At 66.4% G+C, this 25397-nt stretch carries 22 protein-coding genes; 12 read left to right on the plus strand and 10 right to left on the minus strand.

Annotation, left to right across the window (positions count from 1 at the left end; translation table 11 throughout):
• Positions 1-147: 147 nt before the first annotated feature.
• A complete protein-coding gene (locus BLJ79_RS18775; protein WP_083411469.1) occupies positions 148-1746 on the minus strand; it encodes a purine-cytosine permease family protein in 1599 nt (532 codons plus the stop codon).
• Between the two features lie 176 nt (positions 1747-1922).
• Here BLJ79_RS18775 and BLJ79_RS18780 point away from each other — a divergent pair, with 176 nt between their 5' ends.
• Both BLJ79_RS18780 and BLJ79_RS18785 read left to right on the plus strand, forming a co-directional pair.
• Positions 1923-3425 (plus strand): PucR family transcriptional regulator ligand-binding domain-containing protein, encoded by a 1503-nt coding sequence (locus BLJ79_RS18780; protein ID WP_071216311.1) that lies wholly within the window; start codon positions 1923-1925, stop codon positions 3423-3425.
• A 110-nt stretch (positions 3426-3535) separates the two neighbouring features.
• Positions 3536-5002, plus strand: a complete 1467-nt coding sequence (locus tag BLJ79_RS18785; protein WP_071216312.1) for a hypothetical protein — start codon at positions 3536-3538, stop codon at positions 5000-5002.
• Positions 5003-5056: 54 nt separating this feature from the next.
• Here the strand turns inward: BLJ79_RS18785 and BLJ79_RS18790 are convergent, their stop codons facing one another.
• The 3 genes from BLJ79_RS18790 to BLJ79_RS18800 all read right to left on the minus strand — a co-directional run bounded on the left by BLJ79_RS18790 (position 5057) and on the right by BLJ79_RS18800 (position 7326).
• On the minus strand, positions 5057-5740 hold the full coding sequence (locus BLJ79_RS18790) for a DUF4166 domain-containing protein (protein ID WP_071216313.1): 684 nt from the start codon (positions 5738-5740) through the stop codon (positions 5057-5059).
• Positions 5724-6545 (minus strand): SRPBCC family protein, encoded by an 822-nt coding sequence (locus tag BLJ79_RS18795; RefSeq protein WP_071216314.1) that lies wholly within the window; start codon positions 6543-6545, stop codon positions 5724-5726. The genes BLJ79_RS18790 and BLJ79_RS18795 overlap by 17 nt, the downstream gene beginning before the upstream one ends.
• Before the next feature lie 109 nt (positions 6546-6654).
• Complete coding sequence (locus BLJ79_RS18800) at positions 6655-7326, minus strand: GntR family transcriptional regulator (RefSeq protein WP_071216315.1); 672 nt, start codon at positions 7324-7326, stop codon at positions 6655-6657.
• A 166-nt stretch (positions 7327-7492) separates the two neighbouring features.
• On the opposite strand from BLJ79_RS18800, the gene glyA reads away from it, so the two are divergent.
• From glyA to BLJ79_RS18840, 8 genes are all read left to right on the plus strand, one after another.
• Complete coding sequence (glyA, locus tag BLJ79_RS18805; RefSeq protein ID WP_071216316.1) at positions 7493-8815, plus strand: serine hydroxymethyltransferase; 1323 nt, start codon at positions 7493-7495, stop codon at positions 8813-8815.
• A 4-nt stretch (positions 8816-8819) separates the two neighbouring features.
• The gene (locus tag BLJ79_RS18810; protein WP_071216317.1) at positions 8820-10037 is read left to right on the plus strand and encodes a sarcosine oxidase subunit beta family protein; all 1218 of its coding nucleotides are present in this window, start codon (positions 8820-8822) and stop codon (positions 10035-10037) included.
• 19 nt (positions 10038-10056) lie between these two features.
• Complete coding sequence (locus tag BLJ79_RS18815) at positions 10057-10365, plus strand: sarcosine oxidase subunit delta (RefSeq protein ID WP_071216318.1); 309 nt, start codon at positions 10057-10059, stop codon at positions 10363-10365.
• Positions 10362-13274, plus strand: a complete 2913-nt coding sequence (locus BLJ79_RS18820; RefSeq protein ID WP_071216319.1) for a sarcosine oxidase subunit alpha family protein — start codon at positions 10362-10364, stop codon at positions 13272-13274. The genes BLJ79_RS18815 and BLJ79_RS18820 overlap by 4 nt, the downstream gene beginning before the upstream one ends.
• Positions 13267-13884 carry a sarcosine oxidase subunit gamma gene (locus tag BLJ79_RS18825; RefSeq protein WP_071216320.1) on the plus strand — a complete coding sequence of 206 codons (618 nt, stop codon included), beginning with the start codon at positions 13267-13269 and terminating at the stop codon, positions 13882-13884. The genes BLJ79_RS18820 and BLJ79_RS18825 overlap by 8 nt, the downstream gene beginning before the upstream one ends.
• Before the next feature lie 202 nt (positions 13885-14086).
• Positions 14087-14953, plus strand: coding sequence for a formyltetrahydrofolate deformylase (purU, locus tag BLJ79_RS18830; protein WP_071216321.1), 867 nt, complete (start codon positions 14087-14089; stop codon positions 14951-14953).
• 158 nt (positions 14954-15111) lie between these two features.
• Entirely contained in the window at positions 15112-17223 is a 2112-nt protein-coding gene (locus BLJ79_RS18835; protein WP_083411472.1) for a heavy metal translocating P-type ATPase, read from the plus strand.
• Positions 17224-17297: 74 nt separating this feature from the next.
• Complete coding sequence (locus BLJ79_RS18840; protein ID WP_071216322.1) at positions 17298-18059, plus strand: MerR family transcriptional regulator; 762 nt, start codon at positions 17298-17300, stop codon at positions 18057-18059.
• 76 nt (positions 18060-18135) lie between these two features.
• Here BLJ79_RS18840 and BLJ79_RS18845 read toward each other — a convergent pair whose 3' ends face one another.
• From BLJ79_RS18845 to BLJ79_RS18865, 5 genes are all read right to left on the minus strand, one after another.
• Complete coding sequence (locus BLJ79_RS18845) at positions 18136-19794, minus strand: thiamine pyrophosphate-binding protein (protein ID WP_071216323.1); 1659 nt, start codon at positions 19792-19794, stop codon at positions 18136-18138.
• Positions 19791-20780, minus strand: coding sequence for an agmatinase (gene speB, locus BLJ79_RS18850; RefSeq protein WP_071216407.1), 990 nt, complete (start codon positions 20778-20780; stop codon positions 19791-19793). The genes BLJ79_RS18845 and speB overlap by 4 nt, the downstream gene beginning before the upstream one ends.
• Before the next feature lie 132 nt (positions 20781-20912).
• The gene (locus BLJ79_RS18855) at positions 20913-21218 is read right to left on the minus strand and encodes a transcriptional regulator (RefSeq protein WP_071216324.1); all 306 of its coding nucleotides are present in this window, start codon (positions 21216-21218) and stop codon (positions 20913-20915) included.
• Entirely contained in the window at positions 21202-21669 is a 468-nt protein-coding gene (locus BLJ79_RS18860) for a hypothetical protein (RefSeq protein WP_071216325.1), read from the minus strand. The genes BLJ79_RS18855 and BLJ79_RS18860 overlap by 17 nt, the downstream gene beginning before the upstream one ends.
• A gap of 54 nt (positions 21670-21723) precedes the next feature.
• Positions 21724-22068, minus strand: coding sequence for a hypothetical protein (locus BLJ79_RS18865; protein WP_286135539.1), 345 nt, complete (start codon positions 22066-22068; stop codon positions 21724-21726).
• Positions 22069-22495: 427 nt separating this feature from the next.
• Here BLJ79_RS18865 and BLJ79_RS18870 point away from each other — a divergent pair, with 427 nt between their 5' ends.
• Entirely contained in the window at positions 22496-24307 is a 1812-nt protein-coding gene (locus BLJ79_RS18870; RefSeq protein WP_071216408.1) for an amino acid permease, read from the plus strand.
• A gap of 77 nt (positions 24308-24384) precedes the next feature.
• Positions 24385-24849, plus strand: a complete 465-nt coding sequence (locus BLJ79_RS23980) for a VanZ family protein (protein WP_353615492.1) — start codon at positions 24385-24387, stop codon at positions 24847-24849.
• Here the strand turns inward: BLJ79_RS23980 and BLJ79_RS18875 are convergent.
• Entirely contained in the window at positions 24788-25363 is a 576-nt protein-coding gene (locus BLJ79_RS18875; protein WP_071216327.1) for a helix-turn-helix domain-containing protein, read from the minus strand. The genes BLJ79_RS23980 and BLJ79_RS18875 overlap by 62 nt on opposite strands.
• Positions 25364-25397 lie beyond the last annotated feature (34 nt).

Raw genomic sequence — 25397 nt, forward strand, 5'->3', positions numbered from 1 at the left:
CCCGGATTAGTGGCTCGCTTGGCGCGGTAATGGGTCCGTGCGTCACAGCCCGGGAAAGTGTTGGATCGTCAACCGAACCCTGCAGGCGACACAGCGGAGGGCCCCGCAGTGAACATCTCCACCGCGGGGCCCGCTGACTCCCAGACGCTACTGCGAACCGACCTTGTGCTTTCCTGATTCAGGATCGGACGTCGTATCCAGGGGCGAAATTCCATCGTCGATCCGCTGTTCAGCGAGCAGGAACTCGGCGCTGCCGTGCTGGCGGATGAACTCTGCATCGGAACAATCAAGCTTCAGCCCCAACGGAACACCCTGTTCGATGCGGGACCTGAAGCGGCGGTAGCCCAGTGCGTAGTACAGTCCGGCACTGGTGGAGGTTCCGGCCAGCCAGGAGAAATCGATGCCGCCTACGGCGGTGGCGATCGGCCCCTGAAGTGCCGGGATCGATCCATACATGCACATCCACGTCATGAAGATGCCGCCTGCGAAGGCAATGAATGCAGCAGGGTTGATCGACTTGAGCTTGGTCGACTTCGGGTCCAGGAACAGGTAGGAGAAGTCCTTGTGTCGGCGCTCGAAGACGAAGTAGTGCACAGCCATGATGCCACCCCAGGTCGCCACCCAGGCCGCAATCGCAATGATCCAGTTATGCAGGACCTCGGCGAAGTCGTGGGCGAAGAGGAAAGCGATGACCGCCGCCATGGCCAACACGCCGACCATAAGGGAGAGCTTCTTGCGGGAGATATTGATATCCAGCGCCTGCGTTGCAACACCGAAGGTGTACATGTTGATGATGTTGGTCGCGATCGGCCCGTGGATGACCAAAAGGATCACCGGGATCGACAACGTGCCAAAGGACTCGACGATCAGCTGCCCGGGGTCTGCGGTGCCGTTCTTGGTAGCAAGGCTGGCTCCGAGGATGCCCAGCCAAACCACCGGCAGGAACTGGCCGAGGACACTGACCAGGTATAGCTTGTGGGTCTTGATGCGCTTGGAAACGAAGCGGGAGTAGTCGGGAGCGTAGGTGAACCATCCGATGCCCCAGCCGATGCCGATGGCCGTCATGATCGAGGACATGGCGGCGATGCGCGGCATCCCGGTGAGGATTTCGCCGGCCGGACCCTGGTAGGACCAGTCGATATCCAGCTGCGTCCAGGCGAGAATCGACATGGCGATCAACACGATGATGGTCGGCGGCATGGTGATGCGCTCGAAGCGCGCAATGGCCTTGTAACCCCGGTAGCAAATGGCCACCTGGATTGCCATGATGACCGCAGCCGTGGAGATCTTCCACAACAGGTTCTCCGCCGTTGGGTCGACCCAGCCAATCATGCCGAACAACGCCATGATCAAATCCAGGATGACCCATGTGTTCACGGCGGACCATCCAATGGCGATGACCGCCTGGATGGCGGCCGGCAGGTAGGCACCGCGGCGCCCGAATGCCCCGCGGGCCAGCAGCATGCCGGTGGCACCGGTCTTCTGCCCCAGAACCACGAAGAACCCGAAGCCCAGCATGCCGATGACATTGCCGGCAATCAGGACGGTGAGGGTATCAGCAAGGCCGAGACCCAGATGGATGCCCAGGGCACCGAGGATCCAGTTGATGGGGGCAACGTTGGCCCCGGCCCAGATCCAGAACTGCCCCGAAAGCTTGGTGGTTCTGGCCGATTCGGGAATCGGCTGTAGGGAATCTTCAACCTCGTGGGTCACGCTTTCTGACGAACTGGCTGCGTCTTTACTCATGGTTTACTCTTTCGGCTGCGAATGGCTCGGTAAGAACTTATCCACCAGAGTAGAAGTGATACACATCACCCGATACACTCAAAATGCATATTTTCTGCACGGCCATGTGGACAAAGTGTCACTTTCAACCAGTCGGTTTCTTCCACCCCGCCCACTCCAGAGCGAAGGATCCCCGCATGCTTCTACACCTCACGGACGTCCTGGCCACCCGACTCTTCAAAAAGGCACGTCCACGCATCGTGGCCGGCGCCGGAAATGTCGGGACCAGCCAAGTGCGCTGGGTTCATTCGAGCGAGGTCCTTGAGATCGCGCCCATGTTACGCGGCGAGGAGCTCCTGCTCAGCGCTGGCCAGACACTGCTGTCGTTGAGGGCCGAGGCCCAAGTCCAATACATCCAGAGCCTTGCCGAACGGAGGGTCGCTGCACTGGCCATCGACACCGTCGGCCTGAATCGAACGCTGTCGCCGGAAATCATCCAGGCTGCCGAGGCAGCAGGACTGCCGCTGATAGAGCTCCGCGCGACCGTGCCTTTCGTCGAGCTGGCTGAGACCATCAACCGCGGAATCGTCTCTGCCCAAGCCTTGGCCCTGCAGCGTGCCGACGAGATATCCCAACTGCTCGCCCAGCGGATCGCCACCTCCGGACCCAACCTGCCACCGTTGATTGAGTTGATTGCCAAGTCCATGGGCGTCAACGCCTCGCTGGTCGACATGGGTGGAATAACCCTGGCGAGCAGCCACAATATCCGCGAGGACGAGACCCGGATCGAGGTCGTCTCCGACATCTATCTCAGCGACGTGGTCGCCGCCCGACTCCAGCTGGGCGGCCGGAAATCGTCCGAACAGGAGCTGTTGACCACCGTTGCCGAGCGGCTCGGCAGCATCCTGGCACTCGCCTTGTCCCAGCACCATCGACCCACACGTTCCCAGATCGCCGATTCGGCGCTGATGCAGGCCATCATCGGCGATTCCAGCGCCAGCGAGATCAGGGATCTTTGCGCACAGGCCGGGCTGGCGGTCGGACTTCCGGTTGCCGTCGTGGTTTTTCGCGGTGCCGAATTGGGTCGGGTCCGGAGTGCCTTGGAGAGGATCCTGCGGCTCACCAGCCCGGAGACCAAAACCTACCTGGACTCCGAGTACCTCTATGGCGTCATTCCACTCAAGGGCCCCTCCCCCGGACTGGAACGCCGACGGATCCTGCGTGGTTTGCGCGAGGACATCAAGGTCATCGCGGTCCAGGGCGTCATGGGTCCGTGGGTACCCGATGCCACCCATGGCTCGTGGTCGTTGCAGGAAGCCCTGCTGACGGAGCGACTTGCCCTGCGCATGCCGCACTCGGGCTTGCTGCGCGGCTGCGAAGACGTAGTCCTTGAGCGCCTGAGCATTCGGGAACTTGGGCCCCAGGGCGTGGACCGCTATATCCAGGAGACTCTCTCGGACTTGCTCCACCATGACAGCATGCGCGGCGGGGATCTGGTCGCGACCCTCGATACGTGGTTGTCGACCGGCTGCAACTCCACCGCCGCGGCTACATCGTTGTTCATGGAACGCCAGACGCTGCACAAACGACTGAATAAGATCTTCGAGCTGCTCGGCGGCGATCCCCGCGGGACTTCGCGCCTTGCGGCGCTGCACCTGGCGACCCGGCTGGCCATCTCCAACGTGGCCGCGGGAAAATAGCTGCCGGCCCCGACTCGGCACCAGGCGCGTGCAGCATCCCGCTCCGGGGAACCGGCCGTGAAAGTATGACTAGGAATTTCATCGTCCCTAGCCAAAAGGAACATTCTCTCGTGAAGAAACCCCTCGTCATCGTCGGCGTAGTCCTTCTTGCCATCCTGGCGAGTCCGTTGTTCGACCCGCTGACGCGGGCAAGGGTGTTCACGGGGGTCTTCCTTGGTGGCGGTCTGGCCCTCACGCTGCTGGTCGCGGGAATTCTCGTCGCCTTGTTTGGTTTGTTCTTTTCCAAGAAGCGGGGAGTCACACGCCTCGGTTTGCTGGCCGCTGTCGTGGCGGTGCCGTTGGCTTTGGCTGCCAGCTGGAATGCCAATGTGCACCTGCGCGACACCGTTGCGGTGGTTTCCGCCGAGGACGAACTTCTTCCGGAAACCGGACTGCGCGCGCCCTATCTGGTTGCCGAGCGGCAGGCCTCATCCAACAGCTCGGGCACCGTGGGAGATATCACCGGAACTACTTATCTGGCCGGAAAGAATGTGTACTCGACCCTGGTGGAGCGTCGCGGTTGGCTGGGCCCGGGCTACGAGACCATGATCGTGCAGAAACTCGCGTTGACCGGCCAGGCAACCGGCGAGCGTTGCGATTTCGCCCCGCACGCCAATAGGCGGATGAACGGAATCTTCGGCAATAGCCTGACGAGGGCCATTGCCCGCATCGACAGCGGCTTGATCGCCAAGGACGTGGATACCTGGGGCTACTGTGACAACGGCATCCCGAGAATCGTTGTCCCGGTGACGAAGCTCGAAAACTGGTTGGCCCCGCGCGACGTTCCTGCCGGCGTCGTCATCTATGACGGAAGCACCGACGAACTGGAGTACCGACCCGAGGTCGCTTCCGGCCAGCTTCCCGGCCCGGCCGTTTCCATTTCCCAGTCGCGCCGCATCAATGCGTCGCTGGCCACGCTGAACGGTGGCTGGTGGAGCACCAATATCCTGAAGTCAACCGGCATCACCGATGAGCCCAAGGACGAAGACGACACGAACCTTGGAAGCCATTCGAATTTCAGCTTGAACCATGGTGACGAGAAGTTCGGGTTCTTCTCGCCGTTCACCTCGCGTGCGTCCTCACGCACCATCGACCACGTGGCTGTGCTCGACAGCTCGCAGGTGACAGCGGGGACAAGCGCCTCCGCGAAGTTGTATGCCCTGCGCAGCCCGCGCCAGTCGAATGCAGCCACTGCCGACAAGATCAAGGCCGACTATTCCTCGCTGAGCGACTGGGCCACCGGCATGGCCGTCATGGAGATCGTGCCGGGTGGCGAAGGGGTCTGGCACGCCAGCATCGGGCAGAAGCAGAACGTGAACTACCGTGTTCAACTGAACGCCGACGACTCCTCGTGCTTGCTCACCGCGACCGGCAACAAACTACGCTGCTCCACCGATGCGGTACCCTCCCCCGGAGAATTGCCCGAGGGAGAGCTCGAGAATGGGATTGTCGACCCATCCGGCTTAAGCAACAACCAGCTCAAGACCCTGCATGAGGCCATCGTCAAGGAACTCCACGAACGCATTTCGGAGAAGTAGCGACCAGCCGCCGATGACTCCATTTCAGATACCCCACCCTTCCACGGTTCGCCGCTACTCGCGGATCTCTTCCCTGAGCGGCTTGAGGTCTGCCGGGACACCCACGTCAGTCATAGACGGAAAGGTGCAGGAGAACTCGCCCCGGTACCCGAAGAGGAATCCAAATACAGGGTTCCGAACCTGCATCCGCACCGTGAACACGCCGCGCTCGTCGTCGTAGCCTTCATACAGATCCGCGGTTCCGGTGAAGATTGCGGGAACCGTGAACGCCAGCGGACCTTCATAGAAGCGGAGGGTACCGGTTTGAAGGTGGAGCGTCCCATCGTCCAGGACCTCCAGCTGGAGATCGGTGGCCAGGTGCTGGTGCGTTCCCAGGTAATCGACGATGCCGCCGCGTTGCGCACTGTGCACCATGGTGGCATCGAAACGGTGCTTCCTGGCGCGCGGGAGTTCCAGGGTGCGCACGAAGGTGACGGTCGTGCGGCCGAGTCCGTCCGTGTACGGGTAGTTCTCTATGGTGAAGGGGATGTCCCGTCCTTGCCCGGGAAACAAGATGTTTCGATACGCGCCCAGGCGCAGGAACGGCCTGGTCCACCAGGCGCCGCGCCGAACTTCGAAAAAGACGCCCTGCCCGATGCAGGCATACCCTGCCGACGTGTCCACGGCAAATCGCTTCCGGAGCATGGGGTGCAACCGCCCAAAATCCCGTCCAAGTGCCAGCTCAAAGATCGAGGCCATTTTTGCCGCCTTCCATGGATCGGGTACCGGATCCGCGTTCGTCGCTCGTCTTCAACCCGGCAAGGATTGAGGGCGCACGCGCCGCTCGGGCGTCGGGTGCCCGACGCAGGCACCGACGTGCCCTTGGCACCGTCCAATGGGACGGAATCGTGAATGCCGACAAAACCGCGGCTACGCCGACCACGGCAGCGGCCGTGCTTGAGGTTGATCGGGCGCGGCGCAGCAGAATCCCGGCAGCCAGCAGACTTCCCGTTCTCACACCCGCATCCAAGAACCACCGGTTGCGGGCCGTGCGGGGATCCACGTCCGATTCGGCCCAGAGCCGCAGACGGTCAAAGCCCACGGCGGTCGCCCACCCCAGCGCGGGACGGATCACGCTGGAGTCCAGGATCCTTCCCAACAGCCCCATTCCCGGCTCGTAGTTGTAGCCGGTAATGAACCGCACGCCGTCCTCGGTGGGGATGTACCTCCAATATCCTGCTCCCTGGCCGATGGGCGAGAGCGGATCGGAGGTGTCGAATCTGAGCACGGAGGTTGCCTGCCCATCGGCCCGGCGCCGATGTCCCAGGGACGTCCCCGTCCCGCGGATGATGTGAAGGGGAAGATGGAACTCGTAGCGGAAGTCGAGCACCCCGTCCGCATCTTGGCGCAGGGGGACGATGCGCGAGAACCGCAAATCCCACCGCGGGTGCATCTCGGTGTCCTGGCTCAGGTGCCACACCCGTTCCAGGGGAGCCCGAATGGGAATCTCCACGTAAATCGGGGTGCGCTTCGAAGCGTTGTCCCCGCCTGGTTCTTCCCGCATCCAACCATCATATGGTCGCTTGGCCCCGCTCCCTGAAACAGCCCGAAGGCATGCCGATCGGGGGCTTCGGCATGCCCTGGATCTCGCCGGCCTCCCCCGTCCGCAATTCCTAGAGGACGGCGCGGATCGTCTGTTCGAAGCTGGTGATGTGTGCCAGGGCCATGGCCTCGGCCGCGTCCGCTTCCCCCGCCACGATGGCATCGAGCAGGTCCACATGTTCCTCGATGTGACCGGCGACGGACGGCACCTTGTCCAGTACCAGGCACCAGATGCGGGTGGCCAGATTGTCCAGGCGGATCAACGTTTCCTCAAGGTGGGGGTTGCCCGCAGCCCGATAGATCAGCCGGTGCACGCTGAGGTCATATTGCATCAACCCGCGTTTTTCGACTTTCTTCTCCCCCAGCCGTTCAATATCCCGGGCCAGGGCACGCAGTGCGTTGCGATCAGCATCCGAGGCGCTCAATGCGGCCTTGCGTGCGGCCAGCGGCTCGAGCGAGCGACGGAGCTCCGACACGTCCGCTAGTTCGGTAATGTCCACGATCGTGGCAAAGGTGCCGCGGCGCGGATAGGAAATGACCAGGTGGTCGATCTCCAGGCGCTTGAGCGCCTCGCGCACCGGCGTGCGCCCGACCCCGAGTTCGAGGGCCAACTGGCCGTCGTTGATCGGTTCCCCGGGGCGGATGTCCAGCATGATCAAGCGGTCGCGGATATCGCGATAGGACTGCTCGGCCAAGGAAATTGGCTCGCCCAGCACCTCCGGATCTGCGGAGATTGTGCTCATTTTCTTGCCTCCCTGTGCTGCCGAAGCTACGGATTCACTGTAGTTGGATGGGGCCGGTGACTTATTTCCCACTGCACATTGACACCGTGTGATCCTCATCATAGCATTGTGTTTAGTTCTGATATATCAATCATCAACAACTTGTACTTCAAGGAGTGAATACTGGATGACGGCCACGAACACCACGCTTGTCGAGTCAACGTTGACCGAAAGCATTGCCACCCTGGATCCGGAGATCGCCGAGCGCATTGACGCGGAGCTGGCCCGCCAGCAGCGCGGCCTGGAGATGATCGCCTCGGAGAACCACACGGCCCTGGCCGTGATGCAGGCCCAGGGCTCGGTGCTGACCAACAAGTACGCCGAGGGCTACCCGGGCAAGCGCTACTACGGCGGCTGCGAGGAGGTCGACGTGGTCGAAACCCTGGCCCTGGAGCGGGTCAAGGCGCTGTTCGGTGCCGGGTTCGCGAACGTGCAGCCGCACTCCGGCGCGCAGGCCAACGCCTCGGTGATGCACGCGCTGATCCGCCCGGGCGACACCATCATGGGGTTGAATCTGGCCCACGGCGGGCACCTGACCCACGGGATGAAGATCAACTTCTCCGGGCGCCTCTACAACATCGTCCCCTACGGGGTCGAGGAGGACACCCTGGTGGTGGACATGGACAAGGTCGAGGCCCTGGCCCTGGAGCATAAGCCGAAGATGATCGTGGCCGGCTGGTCCGCCTACCCGCGGCAGCTGGACTTCGAGCGCTTCCGGGCGATCGCCGACAAGGTCGGGGCGTACCTGTTCGTGGACATGGCGCACTTCGCCGGCCTGGTGGCCGCGGGGCTGCACCCGAACCCGGTGCCGCACGCCCACGTGGTCTCCTCCACCACGCACAAGACCCTGGCCGGGCCGCGCGGCGGGATCATCCTGACCAACGACGCGGACATCGCCAAGAAGGTCAACTCGGCGGTGTTCCCCGGGCAGCAGGGCGGCCCGCTGGAGCACGTGATCGCCGGCAAGGCGGTCGCGTTCAAGATCGCCGCGACGCAGGAGTTCGCCGAGCGCCAGGCCCGCACCCTGGCCGGGGCGCGGATCCTGGCCGAGCGCCTGGGTGCTGCGGATGTGGCCGAGGTCGGCATCAGCGTGTTGACCGGCGGCACCGATGTGCACCTGGTACTCGTTGACCTGCGCAACTCGCAGCTCGATGGACAGCAGGGCGAGGATCTGTTGGCGAAGGTGGAGATCACGGTGAACCGCAATGCGGTTCCCTTTGACCCGCGTCCGCCGATGGTCACCTCGGGTCTGCGTATCGGCACTCCGGCGCTGGCCACCCGTGGCTTCTCCGAGGCCGCTTTCGTGGAGGTCGCGGACATTATTGCCGAGACCCTCATCGCCGGCACCCAGGAGAACAACGAGGCCACGCTCGCGGCCCTGAAGGACCGTGTGACGGCCTTGGCCAACGCCCACCCCCTCTACCCAAACCTCGCCCCGATTGGAGCATAAGACCATGGCTGACATTCTCCCCGAGCACCCGGATTTCCTCTGGCGCAACCCGGAGCCCAAGTCCTCCTATGACGCCATCATCGTCGGCGGCGGCGGGCACGGCCTGGCCACCGCCTACTACCTGGCCAAGAACCACGGCATGACGAACATCGCCGTACTCGAACGCGGCTGGCTTGCCGGCGGCAACATGGCCCGAAACACCACCATCATTCGCTCCAACTACCTCTGGGACGAATCCGCAGGCATCTACGAGAAGTCGCTGAAGCTTTGGGAGCAGCTGCCCGAGGAACTGGAATACGACTTCCTCTTCTCCCAGCGCGGGGTCATGAACCTGGCCCACACCCTGGGCGATGTGCGTGAATCCATGCGTCGGGTCGGAGCCAACCAGCTCAACGGCGTCGACGCCGAGTGGATCACCCCGGAGCAGGTCAAGGAGCTGTGCCCGATCATCAACATCGGGGGCGACATCCGCTACCCGGTCATGGGCGCCACCTACCAGCCGCGCGCCGGCATCGCCAAGCACGACCACGTCGCCTGGGCCTTCGCCCGCAAGTGCGACGAGATGGGCGTGGACATCATCCAGAACTGCGAAGTCACCGGATTCATCAAGGACGGCAACCGGGTCACCGGTGTCAAGACCAACCGCGGCACCATCAACGCCGGCAAGGTCGCCCTCTGCGGTGCCGGGCACTCCTCGGTGCTGGCCGAGCAGGCAGGATTCGATCTGCCGATCCAGTCCCACCCGCTGCAGGCACTGGTCTCCGAACTGCACGAACCGGTCCACCCGACCGTCGTGATGTCCAACCACGTGCACGTCTACGTCTCGCAGGCCCACAAGGGCGAACTGGTCATGGGCGCGGGCATCGACACCTACAACGGCTACGGCCAGCGCGGTGCCTTCCACGTCATCGAGGAGCAGATGGCCGCCGCCGTCGAGCTCTTCCCGATCTTCGGCCGGGCACATGTGCTGCGCACCTGGGGCGGCATCGTGGACACCACCATGGACGCCTCGCCGATCGTCTCCAAGACCCCGATCGACCAGCTGTACGTGAACTGCGGCTGGGGCACCGGCGGGTTCAAGGGCACCCCGGGCGCGGGCTTCACCTTCGCCCACACCATTGCCACCGACGAGCCGCACCCGCTCAACGCAGGTTTCTCCATTGAGCGCTTCGAGACCGGCCACCTCATCGACGAACACGGCGCCGCAGCCGTGGCCCACTAGAAAGGGACCCCACACAACCATGATGCTCATCGAATGCCCCTGGTGCGGGCCCCGAAACGAGACCGAATACGGCTACGGCGGCGAAGCCCACGTGGCCTACCCCGAGGACCCCTCGGCACTGAACGACAACGAATGGGCCAAGTTCCTGTTCTACCGCAAGAACCCCAAGGGGCTCTTCGCCGAACGCTGGGTCCACTCGGCCGGCTGCCGCCGCTGGTTCAACGCCGTGCGCGACACCGTCACCTATGAATTCAAGGCAGTCTACAAGCCAGGCGAACCGCAACCCATCGCCACCACCAACGCGCCTTCACAGGGAGGAACCAAATGAGCACCACCTCTTCGCACCGACTTGGCGCACAGGCTTCGGCATCCGCCCGCATCGACCGCACCAAGCAGATCTCCTTCACCGTTGACGGCCAGCAGCTCACCGGTTTCGCCGGGGACACCGTGGCCTCGGCCATGCTCGGCGCCGGCCTGCGGACCTGCGGCAACTCGCTCTACCTTGACCGCCCGCGCGGCATCGTCTCCTCCGGAGTCGAGGAATCCAACGCCCTGGTCAAGATCGGCGCCCGCTGGGCCGGACATGTGAACGAATCGATGCTTCCGGCCACCGCCGTGGAGCTCACCGACGGCATGGACGTCACCCTGCTGCAGGGCCTGGGCCAGCTGGACCCGCGCCCCGACGAGGCCATCTACGACCGCAAGCACGTGCACACCGACGTGCTCATCGTCGGCGCCGGTCCCGCCGGACTGGCCGCGGCCCGCGAGGCGGCAGCCTCCGGCGCCCGGGTGATCGTGATCGACGAGCAGCCCGAAGCCGGCGGCTCGCTGCTCTCGGCCTCCACCGAAACCATCGACGGCAAGAGTGCCGCCGAATGGATCGCCGTGACCCGCGCCGTCCTGGAGGCGAACGCGGAAGTCACCTACCTGGCCCGCAGCACCGCCTTCGGCAGCTACGACGCCAACTACGTCCTGGCCGTCCAGCGCCGCACCGACCACCTCGCCGGCGAGCTGGGTGCCGGGGTGTCCCGCGAGCGCATCTGGCACATCCGGGCCAAGCAGGTCGTGCTGGCCACCGGCGCCCACGAGCGCCCGCTGGTCTTCGAGAACAACGACCGCCCGGGCATCATGCTGGCGGCCGCCGCCCGATCCTACCTGAACCGCTACGGCGTTTTGGTGGGCAACAACATCGTCGTGGCCACGACCAACGACTCGGCCTACGCGCTGGTCGAGGACCTGCTGGCCGCCGGCACCGCGGTCGCCGCGGTCATCGACGCCCGCGAGGAGCCCTCGATCCGCGCCACCGAGCTCTCGGCCCGCGGCGTGCGCGTCGTCCTGGGCTCCGTCGTGGCCGACACCGCGGCCGGCCCCGACGGCTCCCTGGCCTCGGTCACGCTCAGCGGCATCGACGCCAACGGGGCGCTGGCCGGGGACACCGAGACCATCGACGCAGAGGTCCTGGCCGTCTCCGGCGGCTGGAACCCGGTGGTGCACCTGCACTCGCAGCGCGAACGCCGCCTGGGCTGGAACGAATCGCTTTCCGCGTTCGTCCCCGCGCACCCGGTGGCCAACCAGCAGACCGCCGGCGCCATGAACGGGCGCCTCGAGCTGGCCTCCGCACTGGCCGAGGGCGCCCGCGCCGGGGCCGACGCGGCAACCGCCGCGGGCTTCAGCGCCACCGCCTCGGTGCCCAGCGCACCGGTGGAATCCCCCGGTGAGACCCGCGCCCTGTGGCTGGTTCCCTCGCTGAAAGGTGAGGCCGCCGACTACAAGCACCACTTCGTGGACTTCCAGCGCGACCAGACCGTGGCCGACGTGCTGCGTTCGGTCGGCGCCGGAATGCGCTCGGTGGAGCACGTGAAGCGCTACACCTCGATCTCCACCGCGAACGACCAGGGCAAGACCTCCGGGGTCAACGCCATCGGCGTGATCGCCGCCGCCCTGGACATCAACGACGTGGCGGGCATCGGCACCACCGCGTTCCGCGCCCCCTACACCCCGGTGGCCTTTGCGGCGCTGGCCGGGCGCGAGCGCGGGGAGCTCTTCGACCCGGCGCGCCTGACCTCCATCCACCCGTGGCACGTGGCCCGCGGCGCGCTATTCGAGGACGTCGGGCAATGGAAGCGCCCCTGGTACTACCCGCTGGCCGGCGAGGACATGGACACCGCGGTCTACCGCGAGTCCAAGGCCGTACGCGACTCGGTCGGCTTCATGGACGCCAGCACGCTGGGCAAGATCGAGATCCGCGGCAAGGACGCCGGCGAATTCCTCAACCGCATGTACACCAACGCGTTCAAGAAGCTCAAGCCGGGGCTGGCCCGCTACGGGCTGATGTGCAAGGCCGACGGCATGATCTTCGACGACGGGGTGACCCTGCGCCTGGACGAGGACCGCTTCTTCATGACCACCACCACCGGCGGCGCCGCCGGCGTGCTGGACTGGCTGGAGGAATGGCTGCAGACCGAATGGCCGGAACTCGACGTCAAGTGCACCTCGGTCACCGAGCAGGTTTCCACCGTCGCGGTGGTCGGGCCGAAGTCCCGCGCCGTGCTCGCGAAGCTCGCCCCCGAACTGGACCTGGACAACGAGGCCTTCCCGTTCATGGCATTCAAGGAGACCGTGCTGGCCTCCGGCATCGCCGCCCGGGTCTGCCGCATCTCCTTCTCCGGCGAACTCGCCTACGAGATCAATGTGCCGTCCTGGTACGGGCTGAAGGTCTGGGAGGACGTGGCCGCGGCCGGGGAGGAATTCAACATCACCCCCTACGGCACCGAGACCATGCACGTGTTGCGCGCCGAGAAGGGCTTCATCATCGTCGGGCAGGACACCGACGGCACCGTGACCCCGCAGGACGCCTCGATGGAATGGGTCGTCTCCAAGGTCAAGGACTTTGTGGGCAAGCGTTCCTTCGACCGCAAGGACAACAAGCGCGAGGACCGCAAGCAGCTGGTCACCGTGCTGCCGGCGGACAAGAGCCTCCGGTTGCCCGAAGGCACCCAGCTGGTGAACAAGGGCACCGAACTGACCCAGTCGGTATCGCCGGTGCCGATGCAGGGGTTCGTCACCTCCAGCTACCTGTCCCCGGCACTGGGCCGCAGCTTCGGCATGGCAATGATTTCCAACGGCCGGGCGCGCATCGGCGAGGAGCTGTCGGCCTTCGTCGACGGCAAGCTCGTGGATGTCGTCGTGGGCGAAACCGTACTTTTTGATTCCGAAGGGAGCCGTCGAGATGGCTGAGCAGGTATTGACCGACATTTCCGCATTGCGCACGAGCCCGCTCGCGCACCTGGCCTCGGCACTTGTTCAAGGTGCCGTGTCGGGCGAGCGCGGGGTGGGGCTGCGCGAGATCGCCTTCACCACCCAGATCGGGCTGCGTGCCGAGCCCGGATCCGCGGCCCACGCGGCGCTGTCCGCCGCGGCCGGGGTGCAGTTGCCCTCCGCGGTGGGCCAGGTCTCCGGATCCGCCGACGGCACCGCGGTGCTGTGGCTGGGTCCCGACGACTTCCTGGTGGTGGCACCGGAGGGGTCCGAGCTGCTCGGTCCCCTGGTGGACGCGCTCGGGGACGATCCGGGCCAGGTCGTTGACCTCTCGGCCAACCGCACCGTCATCGAGGTGTCCGGGCCCAGCGCCCGGGCGGTGTTGGAAAAGGGCTGCCCGGCGGACCTGCATCCGCGGGCCTTTGCGGCCGGAACCGCGATCACCACGGTGCTTGGCCCGGTGCCGGTGCTGCTGTGGAAGACCGAGGCGGAGACCTTCCGCGTGCTGCCGCGTGCCTCATTTGCCGACTACACGGCGCGCTGGCTGCTTGATGGCATGAGCGAGTTCGCTTCCGACCCCGTCGACTAGTCGCACCACGGCCGGGCCGCGGGCGGGCGATCCACCTTTCAACCGGGGGTCGCCCGCCCGCGGTCGCGGTCGCAACATCGCGGCGGTGAATCGGGATGGTGGCCACACGCACCTAAAATAGTCTGCGGAACACCAGCAGCATAGAAAACCAGACCACCCTTCGCGCGGCCCCGTCGGCCGCGCATGTATCGGAGTGCCGAACATGGATACCACCACAGAAGTCGAACACATCCTCACCGTCGCCTGTCCCGAGCGCCCCGGCATCGTCCATGCGGTGACCGAGTTCCTGCTCGATGCGGGCCGGGACATCGTCGAGCTCAAGCATTTCGGGGACCGCCGCGCCGGGCAGTTCTTCATGCGCGTCGAGTTCGCCGGCCCCGACGCCGAGGGATTGACCGAGTCCATGCGCGACGGTTTCGCGGCGCTGGCAGACGAGTACGGGATCACCTGGACGCTGGCCCCCAAGGGGACCAGGAAGCGGGTGCTGATCATGGTCTCCAAGTTCGACCACTGCCTCAACGACCTGCTGCACCGCGCCCGGCTGGGCGAGCTGCCCATCGACGTGGTCGCGGTGGTCTCCAACCACACCGACCACCAGTCGCTGGCCGAGTGGCACAACATCCCCTTCTTCCACGTCCCCGTCACCCCGGAGACCAAGCCCGCCGCCGAAACGAAGCTGCTCGAGCTCATTGACGAATTCGACGTGGAGCTGGTGGTCCTGGCCCGCTACATGCAGGTGCTCAGCGACGAGCTCAGCCGCAAGCTCACCGGCATGACCATCAACATCCACCACTCCTTCCTGCCCAGCTTCAAGGGCGCCAAGCCCTACCACCAAGCCTGGGACCGCGGGGTCAAGACCGTGGGCGCGACCGCGCACTACGTGAACGCAGAGCTCGACGAGGGCCCGATCATCTCCCAGCAGGTCCAGGACGTCGACCACACCTACTCCCCCGCGGAACTTGTCGCCGCGGGCCGCGACACCGAGTGCAAGGCGCTGTCCAACGCCGTGAAGTGGCACGCCGAGGGACGGGTGTTCCTCTACGGCAACCGCACCGTGGTGCTGCGCTAGCAACGACGCTTCCGGCTTCGGGCCGGCGGGCTCCCTTCCCGGGGGCCCGCCGGCCCGAAATCGTTTAACCAGCGGCAGGCCCGCGTGCTCCCGTCGGCTCAAAGCTGAAACGACGCACCGCCCTTGAAATATACCCCCATGGGGTATATGTTGTGGGCATGAACGAGCACCAGCACCACACGACCACCCCGATGGAAACGGAGCCCCACCCTCCAAACGTGGGGTCGCACGCCGGGCACGCGGAGCACCAGCATGCAGGAATGGACCACGCCGGGCACGGCCATGAAGGACACGGGGGCCACGTCGCGGTCTTCCGGAAGCTGTTCTGGATCATGCTTGCCGTCTCCATTCCGGTTTTGGCCTTCAACCCCATGTTCACCATGCTCATCGGCGTATCCCTGCCCGAAAACGCCTGGATCCCCTGGGTGTCCCCGGTTCTGGGCACCGTGATGTACCTCTGGGGCGGGCGCCCCTTCCTGGCCGGGGCACGCGACGAGCTGGCGGCCCGCAAGCCGGGCATGATGCTGCTGATCGCCCTGGGCCTCACCGTCGCGTTCTTCTCCTCCTGGGGTGCAAGCCTGGGAATCCTGGACCACGGGCTGGACTTCTGGTGGGAACTGGCCCTGTTGGTGGTCATCATGCTGCTGGGCCACTGGATCGAAATGCGCTCGCTGGCCCAGACCACTTCCGCCCTCGACTCCCTGGCCGCGCTGCTGCCCGACACCGCCGAACGGCTCGTGGGCGATGCCTTCGAGCAGGTGGCCCCGGCCGACCTGGAATTGGGCGACGTGGTGATCGTGCGCCCAGGCGGGCGGGTCCCTGCCGACGGGATGATCACCGAGGGCACCGCCGAAATGGACGAATCCATGATCACCGGCGAGTCCCGGACCGTGTCCCGCGGCCCCGGCACCCACGTGGTGGCCGGCACCGTCTCCACCGACACGGCCATCCGCGTGAAGGTCACGGCCATTGGCTCCGACACCGCCCTGGCCGGCATCCAGCGGCTGGTCTCCGACGCGCAGGCCTCCAGCTCGAAGGCCCAGCGCATCGCCGACACCGCCGCCGGCTGGCTGTTCTGGTTCGCGCTGGGCGCCGCCGCCATCACCGCCACCATCTGGTCGCTGCTGGGCGACCCGGACGCGGCCGTCGTGCGCACCATCACGGTGCTGGTCATCGCCTGCCCGCACGCCCTGGGGCTGGCCATCCCGCTGGTGGTGTCCATCGCCACCGAACGCGCCGCCGCCGGCGGGGTGCTGATCAAGGACCGGCTGGCCCTGGAAGGCATGCGCCAGGTGACATCGGTGCTCTTCGACAAGACCGGCACCCTGACCGTGGGCGAACCCGTCCTGACGAACATCGCGACCGTGGCCGGCCACAGCGAGGAGGCGGTCCTCGCGCTCGCGGCCGCCGCGGAATCCGACAGTGAACACCCGCTGGCCAGGGCCATCGTGCGGGCCGCGGCAGAGCGCTCGCTGCAGCTCTCCCCGTCCACCGGCTTCCGCTCGGCCGCGGCCGAAGGCGTGCAGGCCACCGTCGATGGGACCGTGGTCGGGGTCGGCGGCCCGCACATGCTGGCCAACCACGTGCTCGACCCGCTTCAGGCCAGCGAACCGTGGAAGGACGACGGCGCGACCATCCTGCACGTGATCGCCGATGGCCGGGTCATCGGGGCGCTCGCGCTGAGCGACGAGATCCGTCCCGAATCCCGGGCCGCCGTTGCCGCCCTGCACGCCCGGGGCGTCGAGGTCGTGATGATCACCGGGGACGCGGCCGCGGTGGCCGAATCGGTGGCCCGCGAATTGGGGATCGACAGGGTCTTTGCCGGGGTGCGGCCAGAGAACAAGGCCGCCAAGGTCGCTGCCCTGCAGGCCGAGGGCCAAAAGGTCGCCATGGTCGGGGACGGGGTCAACGACGCCCCGGCGCTCGCCCAGGCCGACGTGGGGATCGCGATCGGGGCCGGCACCGACGTGGCCATTGCCTCGGCCGGGGTCATCCTGGCCAGCGACGACCCGCGCTCGGTCATCTCGGTGATGGACCTGTCGAGCGCCAGCTACCGGAAGATGAAGCAAAACCTCTGGTGGGCGGCCGGGTACAACCTGCTCTCGGTCCCGCTGGCCGCCGGGGTGCTGGCCGGGGTCGGCTTCATCCTGCCGATGTCGGTCGGCGCGGTGCTGATGTCGATCTCCACCGTCGTGGTGGCCCTGAACGCGCAGCTGCTGCGCCGGCTTGACCTGCGCCCGGGCGCAGCAAACGACACCAGGAACACCTAGGGCCCACACCGTCCGCGGGCCGGCGTCCACCGGCCCTTGACATTGACGCAACGTCAAGCTTTACCGTTGGTTCCATGGAACGCTCGATTCAACAGGTCGCCAAGCTCGCCGGCACCACCAGCCGCACGCTGCGCCACTACGACGACATCGGGCTGCTGCCGCCCAGCCGGATCGGGCACAACGGCTACAGGTACTACGACGAATCCGCGCTCATCCGCCTGCAGCGCGTCCTGCTGCTGCGCGAGCTGGGACTCGGCCTGCCGCAGATCGCCGATCTCATCGCGGCCGAGGCCAACCAGGCCCAGGCGCTGGGAACGCACCTTTCGCTGTTGCGCGCCGAGCAGGACCGCCTGGCCCGGCAGATCGCCGCGGTGCAGCACACCATCAATTCACTGAAAGGAAGCGAAAAGCTCATGGCAAAAAACATGTTCGACGGTTTTGACCACACGGTGCACCAGGACGAGGTGGAGCAGCGCTGGGGCAATGAGCCCTACGCCCGCTCCGATGCCTGGTGGCGTTCGCTGGGCAAGGACGGCCAGGAGGACTGGAAGCGCCGGCTCCGGGATCTGGGCAACGACTGGATCGCCGCCGCCCGGGATCCCGGAACCACCCCGGAATCCCCTGCGGCCCGGGACCTGGCCCGGCGCCATGTCCAGTGGCTCACCGGCATCCCGGGAACCCCGGCCGCCGACTCCCCCGAGCACACCAGGGCCTACGTCCTGGGCCTGGCCGAAATGTATGTGGCCGACGAGCGCTTCGCGGCGAACTACGGCGGAGCCGAGGGCGCGTCCTTCGTGCGCGATGCCCTGCAGGCCTACGTCAAGACCATGCCGTAGCCGAAAAAATGCAGGCCCCGGACCGATTTATGCATCAATCCGGGGCCCGCACCACCGCAGGGAGGCGTGCCGCCTGCTACAGGTGCGTGGGCGCGAACATCTTCAGCAGCGTCTGCACCACCACGACGTTGGGGCCCTGCGCGGCGAAGGACTCCTCGAGCGCCTCGCGCACGTTTTCCGGTTCCACCAACCGGGCCGGGATCCCGAAGGATTGCGCCAGCGCCACGAAGTCCGGGCGGGCCAGCTCGGTGGCCGTGGCCTTGCCGAAGGCGCCCTCCATGTACTCGCGCAGGATCCCGTAGCCCCCGTCGTCGACGATCAGCCAGGTGACCGGCGCGTTGTGCTGCTTCGCCGTGGCCAGCTCGGCGATCGAGTACATGGCCGAGCCGTCGCCGGAGACCGCCAGCACGCGCTTGCCCAGCCCCAGCGCCCCGCCGATGGCCGAGGGGAAGCCGAAGCCCAGCCCTCCGGCACCCTGCGCGGAGTGGAATTCCCCGTCCCGCGCGTCCCAGCAGCTCCAGCCCCAGTAGGCGGAGATGGTCATGTCCCAGAAGGTCTGCATGTCATCGGGAACCGCGGCCCGGATGTCGGCCATGAAGGTGCGCTCCTTGGCCAGGTCCTGCGCATCGAGCCGTGCGAAGACCTTGGCCAGGGTGTCGGCCACGACCGCCTCGGGGCCCTTCCCGTGCCAGTCGGCCGCGGTCCCGCCCTCGAGCTTGCCGAGGGCCTCGCCGAGGTATTCCAGGGCGGCCTTGGCGTCGGCCCGGATGCCCAGGGCCGGGCGGTTGGATTCGAGCACGCGCGGCTCGGCATCGATCTGGATCAGGTGCCCGCGCGGTTCCAGGGTGAAGTAGTTGCTGGTGACCTCGCCCAGCGCGGAGCCCACCACGATCAGCACGTCCGCGTCCTCCAGGACCTCGGTGACGTGCCGGTCCTCGACCCAGGACTGCAGCGACAACGGGTGGTTCCAGGGGAAGGCCCCGTTGCCGCCAGGCGAGCACACCACCGGCGCGCCCAGGGACTCGGCCACGGCAAGCAGCGCGCCCTGTGCCCCGGCACGGCGCACCCCTCCCCCTGCCACGATGACCGGACGGCTGGCCTTGGCGAGCCAACGGACCGCCTCGTCGATGAGCTCCACCCGCGGCGGGTGCTCGTAGGCCTCGGCCAGCGCGTCGATGACCGGCGGCACCAGCACAGGGGCCAGCAGGACGTCCTGCGGGACCTCGACCCAGACCGGGCCCTGCGGCACGGTGATCGCATCGGCCCAGGCATCCTGGATGGCCGAGGGGATGCCCGAGGCGTGGTGGACGGTGCGCTGCGACTTGGTGACGTTCGCCGCGGAGGCCTTCTGGTCATCGAGCTGGTGCAGCATGCCCTTGCGGCGGGCGCCGAGCCCGTCCAGCGGGATCTGGCTGGCCACCACGACCATCGGCACGCTGGTGGCGTATGCCTCCTGCAGCCCGGCCAGCGAGGTCAGCGCGCCGGGACCGGTGGACAGGAAGAGCACCCCGACCTCGCCGGTGGCCCGGGCATAGCCGTCGGCGGCGAAGGCGGAGTTGTTTTCCACGCGGGAGGAGACGAAGTGCAGCTTCGAGCGCGAGAGCGCGTCGAACAGGCCCAGCGCATGCTGGCCGGGGATGCCGAAGACCGTGTGGGCGCCGAGCGCCTCGAGGGTCTCGATGACCAGGTCCCCGCCGTTGCGCGTGCCCACCTCCGCGATGCCCTCCGGGCTCATGCCTGGCCCGCCTTGTCGTTGGCGCGCTTGTCAGCGATCAGCGAGATCAGGTCGTAGGCGACGTGCGAAGCGGCGACGCCGGTCATTTCGGCGTGGTCGTAGGCCGGGGCGACCTCGACGATGTCGGCTCCGACGATGTTCATGCCGCGCAGCCCGCGGAGGATCTCCAGCAGTTCCCGGCTGGTGATGCCGCCGGCCTCGGGGGTTCCGGTGCCCGGCGCGTGGGCCGGGTCCAGCACGTCGATGTCCACCGAGATGTACAGCGGGCGGTTGCCGATCCGGTCGCGGAGCTTGTCCACGATCTCGCGCACGCCCTGGTAGTAGACATCCGAGCTGGTGACGATGCCGAAGCCGAAGCGCTTGTCGTCCTCGAGGTCCTTCTTGCCGTAGAGCGGGCCGCGGGTGCCCACGTGGGAGATGGCCTCGGTGTCGAGGATGCCCTCCTCCACGGCGCGGCGGAAGGGGGTGCCGTGGGTGTATTCGGCGCCGAAGTAGGTGTCCCAGGTGTCCAGGTGCGCATCGAAGTGCAGCATGGCCACGGGGTTTCCCGCGCGTTCGGCGGCGGCGCGCAGCAGCGGCAGGGCGATGGTGTGGTCCCCGCCCAGGGTCACCAGGGTGGAGCCGTCGGCGGTGAGGTCCAGCGCGTTCTGCTGGATGGTCTCGATGGCTTCGTTGATGTTGAACGGGTTCACCGCCATGTCCCCGGCGTCGACGACCTGGGTCAGCGCGAACGGCGAGACGTTCAGGGCCGGGTTGTACGGGCGGATCAGGCGCGAGGACTCGCGGATGTGGGTGGATCCGAACCGCGCACCGGGCCGGTAGGAAACTCCCGAGTCAAACGGCACCCCGACGACCTTGATGTCCGCGGAGGGCACCTGGTCGATGCGCGGGAGCCTGGCATAGGTCCCCAGTCCGGCGAAGCGCGGAATCTTGGAGGCATCGATGGGACCGATGTTTCCGTTGTCTTCAATGCGGATTTCTTCCACGATCTTCTCCCTCAGGGGTTTCCGGCGGTACCCACCGCCGACCACGTCTTGTTGCTCAATATGAAACAACCGTTGCCCTGTATGCTATTTGTGGTGCGGCTTACAGTCAAGACTCACGCGCGGACCCCTCGGTTACATGTCCTGCTCGAGCATGGCCCGCAGCGCCGCCACGTGCCCCACATAGGCCCTGCGGCCCTCCACCGTCAGCGCGACCCTGGCATGGCGCCGGCCGCCCTTGCTGAAGCGCTCGACATGGACATAGCGCGCATCGACCAGCTGCTTGAGATGCTTGCTCAGCACCGAGTCGGCAACACCGAGCGCATCGCGCAGCTGCGCAAACTCCGCCCACTGCACCGGGGCCAGGGAAGCGCAGATGCGCAAGCGCGCCGGCGCATGGATCAGTTCGTCAAAGGCGGGAGGATCAGATGGGTCGCTCATTGGCGTCCTTGAGTCGGTTCTTGATGGCGGCAGCCCGCATGCGGGACATGGCGTACCAGCAGATCGCAAACACGACCACCCACTTGGCGGCCACCTCCCACCACGACCCCGGCTCCCAAAACCGGCCGGCCTGCATGACGAACATGAGCAGGAACGCGTACAGCACGTAGGGCCCGGAATGGCTCAGGATGGGCCGCGGCTTGGGCTGCTTGCGCATCACGAGCAGGTACCACGCAAGCATGGGCACAAGGAGGGCCCCGATCCCCAGGAGGGCCGGCCACGGAGCGACGCCGAGCAGCGCCATGACGGTCGAAATGACCAGCACCAGGGTCGGCATGAATCCGCGAGGCGCCTCGGTGGAGTGCACCATGGTCCCGGAGGCGCCGTCGACCTCGGCGAGTGCCTCACGCGGGTCGATGCCGGCGGGCCAGGTTTTTCGTCGGACATGCAAGCCCTCACTTTCCGTTATGGAAAGTCTTGTCTTTCCAGAACGGAAAGTCAAGGATCAAGCGGGCCGGCCCGGCCTCTCGCGCCTGGCGAAGGACGAGAACAGGGCGCGGTCGGCCCCGTAGATGCAGATGGAAATTCCCGCGGACAACGCCAGGGCCTTGATGACGATCTCTTGCGGGTTGGCCGGCAGGAGCATCACCTGTACGGGCCCCACCAGGAAAACCAGCAAGATCATCCACAACACATACGACAGGGACATCGGCGGCTCGAGAGCCTCGGGATGAAATTGCCTGCGCATGATCGTGGCCACGGTGATGAAGACGATGACCATGGCCAGGGCGATGGCCCCGGGAATCACGAACTCCCTGGAGGCGCGCAGCAACGTCAGGGTAACGCCCATTGCCCCGCCCAACAACATGGCCAGCCACCAGGGTGCCCAGAGCCGCTTGGGTCGCCAAGGAACCGCAGCGGGATCTTCGGGCCGGGAACTCACAAGCAATGTCCTTAAACGAGCGGGCGCAAACCAGGAAACGACTTCCCTGCGTATCCCGCTACAAAATGGTTGCTTTTCGCCAGCTAAATGTCAAAGTAGAGCCTGTCAGGCATGTCACTAAAAGCACTTGTCCCCAGCTATATCCCGTGATGCGCAACCAGGAGTAGGGTTCACACTCGTGAAGAAAACAACGGGCGCCAAATACCCCGCCCAGCCCCTGCGCCGAGCCGGCCGGACGAAGCCCATCGCGGCGTGGCTCAAGGACACCGACATCGGTCGGGAAAATCCCGAAGAGGTCGCCGCCAAGCCGGCCGGACACCGCTGGTGGCAGGTCATGTGCCTCTCGGGCCTGGACTACTTCTCGACCCTGGGCTACCAGCCGGCCATCGCGGCACTGGCCGCCGGCGCCCTGGCCCCGTTGGCCACCCTCATGCTCGTGGCAGTCACCCTGGGCGCGGCGCTGCCGGTGTACCGCCGCGTGGCCAACGAGTCCCCGCACGGGCAGGGATCCATCTCGATGCTCGAACGCCTGCTTCCGCATTGGAAGGGCAAGGTGTTCGTGCTGGTGCTGCTGGGCTTCGCCGCGACCGACTTCATGATCACCATCACCCTGTCCTCGGCCGACGCCTCGGCACACATCATCGAGAATCCCTTCACCCCCGACTGGTTCAACGGGCAGCAAATCATCATCACGCTGGTGCTGATCCTGCTGCTCGGGGCCTTGTTCCTGCGCGGCTTCCACGAGGTCATCTGGCTGGCCGTGGGGCTGGTGGCCACCTACCTGCTGTTGAACGTCGTGGTGATCGCGGTGGCCGTGGTCTCCCTTGTCGCCGACCCGGCGCCCGTGGACCACTGGTGGCTGAACCTCACGGCCACCCATTCGAGCCCGTGGATGATGATCGCCATCTCACTGATCGTGTTCCCCAAGCTGGCCCTGGGCCTGTCGGGCTTCGAGACCGGAGTGGCCGTGATGCCGCAGATCCGGCACACCCCCGGGGACACCGAGGAGAACCCGCGCGGACGCATTGCCGGGGCCCGGAAGCTGCTGCTCACCGCCGCACTGACCATGAGCGTGTTCCTTGTCTTCTCCTCGGTGGTCACCACCTTGCTGATTCCCGCCCCGGAATTCCAGCCGGGCGGCGACGCCAACGGCCGGGCCCTGTCGTTCTTGGCCCACGCGATGCTCGGCGACGGGTTCGGCAGCATCTACGACCTGTCCACCATCCTGATCCTGTGGTTCGCCGGGGCCTCGGCCCTGGCCGGCATGCTCAACCTGATCCCCCGGTACCTGCCGCGCTTTGGCATGGCGCCCGAGTGGGCCCGCGCCATCCGCCCGCTGGTGCTGGTGCTCATCGGCATTGCCGTGGTCATCACGATCGCCTTCGAGGCCAGTGTCGATGCCCAGGGCGCAGCCTACGCGACCGGCGTGCTGGTGCTCATGGCCTCCGCCGCGGTGGCCGTGACCATTTCCGCCAAGCGCCAGGGCCAGCGGTGGCGGACCATCGGGTTCGGCATCGTGTCGGTCATCTTCGTCTACACCACCGCGGCCAACGTCGTCGAGCGCCCCGACGGCATCCGGATCGCGGCGTTCTTCATCGCCGGGATCATCGCCGTCTCGCTGGTTTCCCGGTTCCGCCGCTCCACGGAGCTGCGTGCGACCTCGGTGACCCTGGATGCCGCGGCACTGGAGATCATCAAGACCTCCACCGAGGATTCCATGGTGCGGATCATCGCCCACGAACCGGTGCGCCTCTCAGCCGCCCGCTACCGGCACAAGCTGGCCCACGCCAAGATGGCCAGCCACTTGCCCGAGGAGGCCCGGGTGCTTTTCATCGAGATCAAGGTCTCCGACTTCTCGGACTTCGCCCAGGACATCAAGGTTTGCGGGATCACCCGGCACGGCTACAAGATCCTGGTCGCCGAGGCTCCCTCGGTTCCCACGGCCATTGCCGCGATCTGCCTGGAAATCCGCGACGCCACAGGCGTGATGCCGCACATCTACTTCCGCTGGACCGAGGGCAACCCGGTGCGCAACCTGCTGCGCTTCCTGTTCCTGGGCCAGGGCGAGATCGCTCCGCTGACCCGCGAGGTGCTGCGCGAGGCGGAGCCGTCGATCGCCAGGCGGCCCTGGGTGCACGTGGGCTAGGGTGCGCCCGAAAACCACGGGCCCGGTCCCCGGGTCGGCGGGCGCTCCTGTCGAGGTTGTCGCGAACTTCCTACTTTTTGCCCCTCGGGCTCCTTGCATTGTCCCTGCGCTGGAGGAATGCCGCGGGCGTGGCCGCCGGGGCGGGCCTGGTCCTGGAGATCGCCCAGTACCCCCATGGCATGGGGAGCTCGGACGCCACCGACCTTGTCGCCAACACCGCCGGCGGCCTGGCCGGGACCGGCATTTTCGCCCTGGTGCGCCGCCGGCTGCGGGCCCGGACCTCCCACGTCACGACCAGGGTCTGCTCGATCGGGACCGAGTTCGCCCTGCTTCTGACCGGGATTTTCGTTGCCCCTCCCCTTCACCATGCGCCACCGCGGGATGTCGAGGGAGGACCCTTCACACCGGCCGGGGATCACACCCGGGGAATTGATCGGCGCCTCCCGAGTGCCACGGCCACGGGGGGCGTGGCAACATGTCCTAGCGCGAAGCGGCCGGCACCAGCGTCCAGGTCACCACGGCTTCCTCGCCCGTGGGGTTGAGCCAGCTGTGCGGTTCCCGGCCCGGGAAGGTCACGGTGTCCCCCGCATTGAGGTCAAAGCGCTCGTTGGCGAAGATCAGCACGAAGCGCCCGGACAGCACGTGGAGCACCTCGACCTCGCAATCCACCGCGTATAGCTCCTTCTCGCCCTCGCCGCGCGGGGCGATGACCGCCCGAATGACCTGCAGGCGCCGCTCGGAGCGGGCCGTCACCAATTGCTCGACGATGCCTTCGCCGCCCAGGGAGATCCGCGGGGCCTCGGCGAGGCGCACCACGTGGGTGTCCGGCGCCGTGAAAAGCTCGCCGACCTCCATCGAGAGCACCTGGCACAGGGTCACCAGCGAGGCGACCGAGGGGCTGGTCAGGTCGCGTTCCACCCGGGAAAGGAAGCCCTTGGTCAGGCCCGTGGAATCGGCGACCTGGTCGATGGTCAGTCGTTGGGCGTGCCGCGCCGCACGGATCCGCGAACCGATGGCCAATGCGGCACTGCTGGGCTCGACGGGCAGGGCTTTCATGGGCAAGGTTCTCCAGGGGTGCTCAAAGAAATAT

Source organism: Arthrobacter sp. UCD-GKA (assembly GCF_001863355.1).
Lineage (GTDB): Bacteria > Actinomycetota > Actinomycetes > Actinomycetales > Micrococcaceae > Paeniglutamicibacter.

Bases quoted from the DNA above. Each gene is read 5' to 3' on its own strand.
- BLJ79_RS18775 (WP_083411469.1), bottom strand. From the start codon at position 1,746: ATGAGTAAAGACGCAGCCAGTTCGTCAGAAAGCGTGACCCACGAGGTT.
- BLJ79_RS18780 (WP_071216311.1), top strand. From the start codon at position 1,923: ATGCTTCTACACCTCACGGACGTCCTGGCCACCCGACTCTTCAAAAAG.
- BLJ79_RS18790 (WP_071216313.1), bottom strand. From the start codon at position 5,740: ATGGCCTCGATCTTTGAGCTGGCACTTGGACGGGATTTTGGGCGGTTG.
- BLJ79_RS18795 (WP_071216314.1), bottom strand. From the start codon at position 6,545: ATGCGGGAAGAACCAGGCGGGGACAACGCTTCGAAGCGCACCCCGATT.
- BLJ79_RS18800 (WP_071216315.1), bottom strand. From the start codon at position 7,326: ATGAGCACAATCTCCGCAGATCCGGAGGTGCTGGGCGAGCCAATTTCC.
- glyA (WP_071216316.1), top strand. From the start codon at position 7,493: ATGACGGCCACGAACACCACGCTTGTCGAGTCAACGTTGACCGAAAGC.
- BLJ79_RS18810 (WP_071216317.1), top strand. From the start codon at position 8,820: ATGGCTGACATTCTCCCCGAGCACCCGGATTTCCTCTGGCGCAACCCG.
- BLJ79_RS18815 (WP_071216318.1), top strand. From the start codon at position 10,057: ATGATGCTCATCGAATGCCCCTGGTGCGGGCCCCGAAACGAGACCGAA.
- BLJ79_RS18820 (WP_071216319.1), top strand. From the start codon at position 10,362: ATGAGCACCACCTCTTCGCACCGACTTGGCGCACAGGCTTCGGCATCC.
- BLJ79_RS18825 (WP_071216320.1), top strand. From the start codon at position 13,267: ATGGCTGAGCAGGTATTGACCGACATTTCCGCATTGCGCACGAGCCCG.
- purU (WP_071216321.1), top strand. From the start codon at position 14,087: ATGGATACCACCACAGAAGTCGAACACATCCTCACCGTCGCCTGTCCC.
- BLJ79_RS18835 (WP_083411472.1), top strand. From the start codon at position 15,112: ATGAACGAGCACCAGCACCACACGACCACCCCGATGGAAACGGAGCCC.
- BLJ79_RS18840 (WP_071216322.1), top strand. From the start codon at position 17,298: ATGGAACGCTCGATTCAACAGGTCGCCAAGCTCGCCGGCACCACCAGC.
- BLJ79_RS18845 (WP_071216323.1), bottom strand. From the start codon at position 19,794: ATGAGCCCGGAGGGCATCGCGGAGGTGGGCACGCGCAACGGCGGGGAC.
- BLJ79_RS18855 (WP_071216324.1), bottom strand. From the start codon at position 21,218: ATGAGCGACCCATCTGATCCTCCCGCCTTTGACGAACTGATCCATGCG.
- BLJ79_RS18865 (WP_286135539.1), bottom strand. From the start codon at position 22,068: ATGGGCGTTACCCTGACGTTGCTGCGCGCCTCCAGGGAGTTCGTGATT.
- BLJ79_RS18870 (WP_071216408.1), top strand. From the start codon at position 22,496: ATGTGCCTCTCGGGCCTGGACTACTTCTCGACCCTGGGCTACCAGCCG.
- BLJ79_RS18875 (WP_071216327.1), bottom strand. From the start codon at position 25,363: ATGAAAGCCCTGCCCGTCGAGCCCAGCAGTGCCGCATTGGCCATCGGT.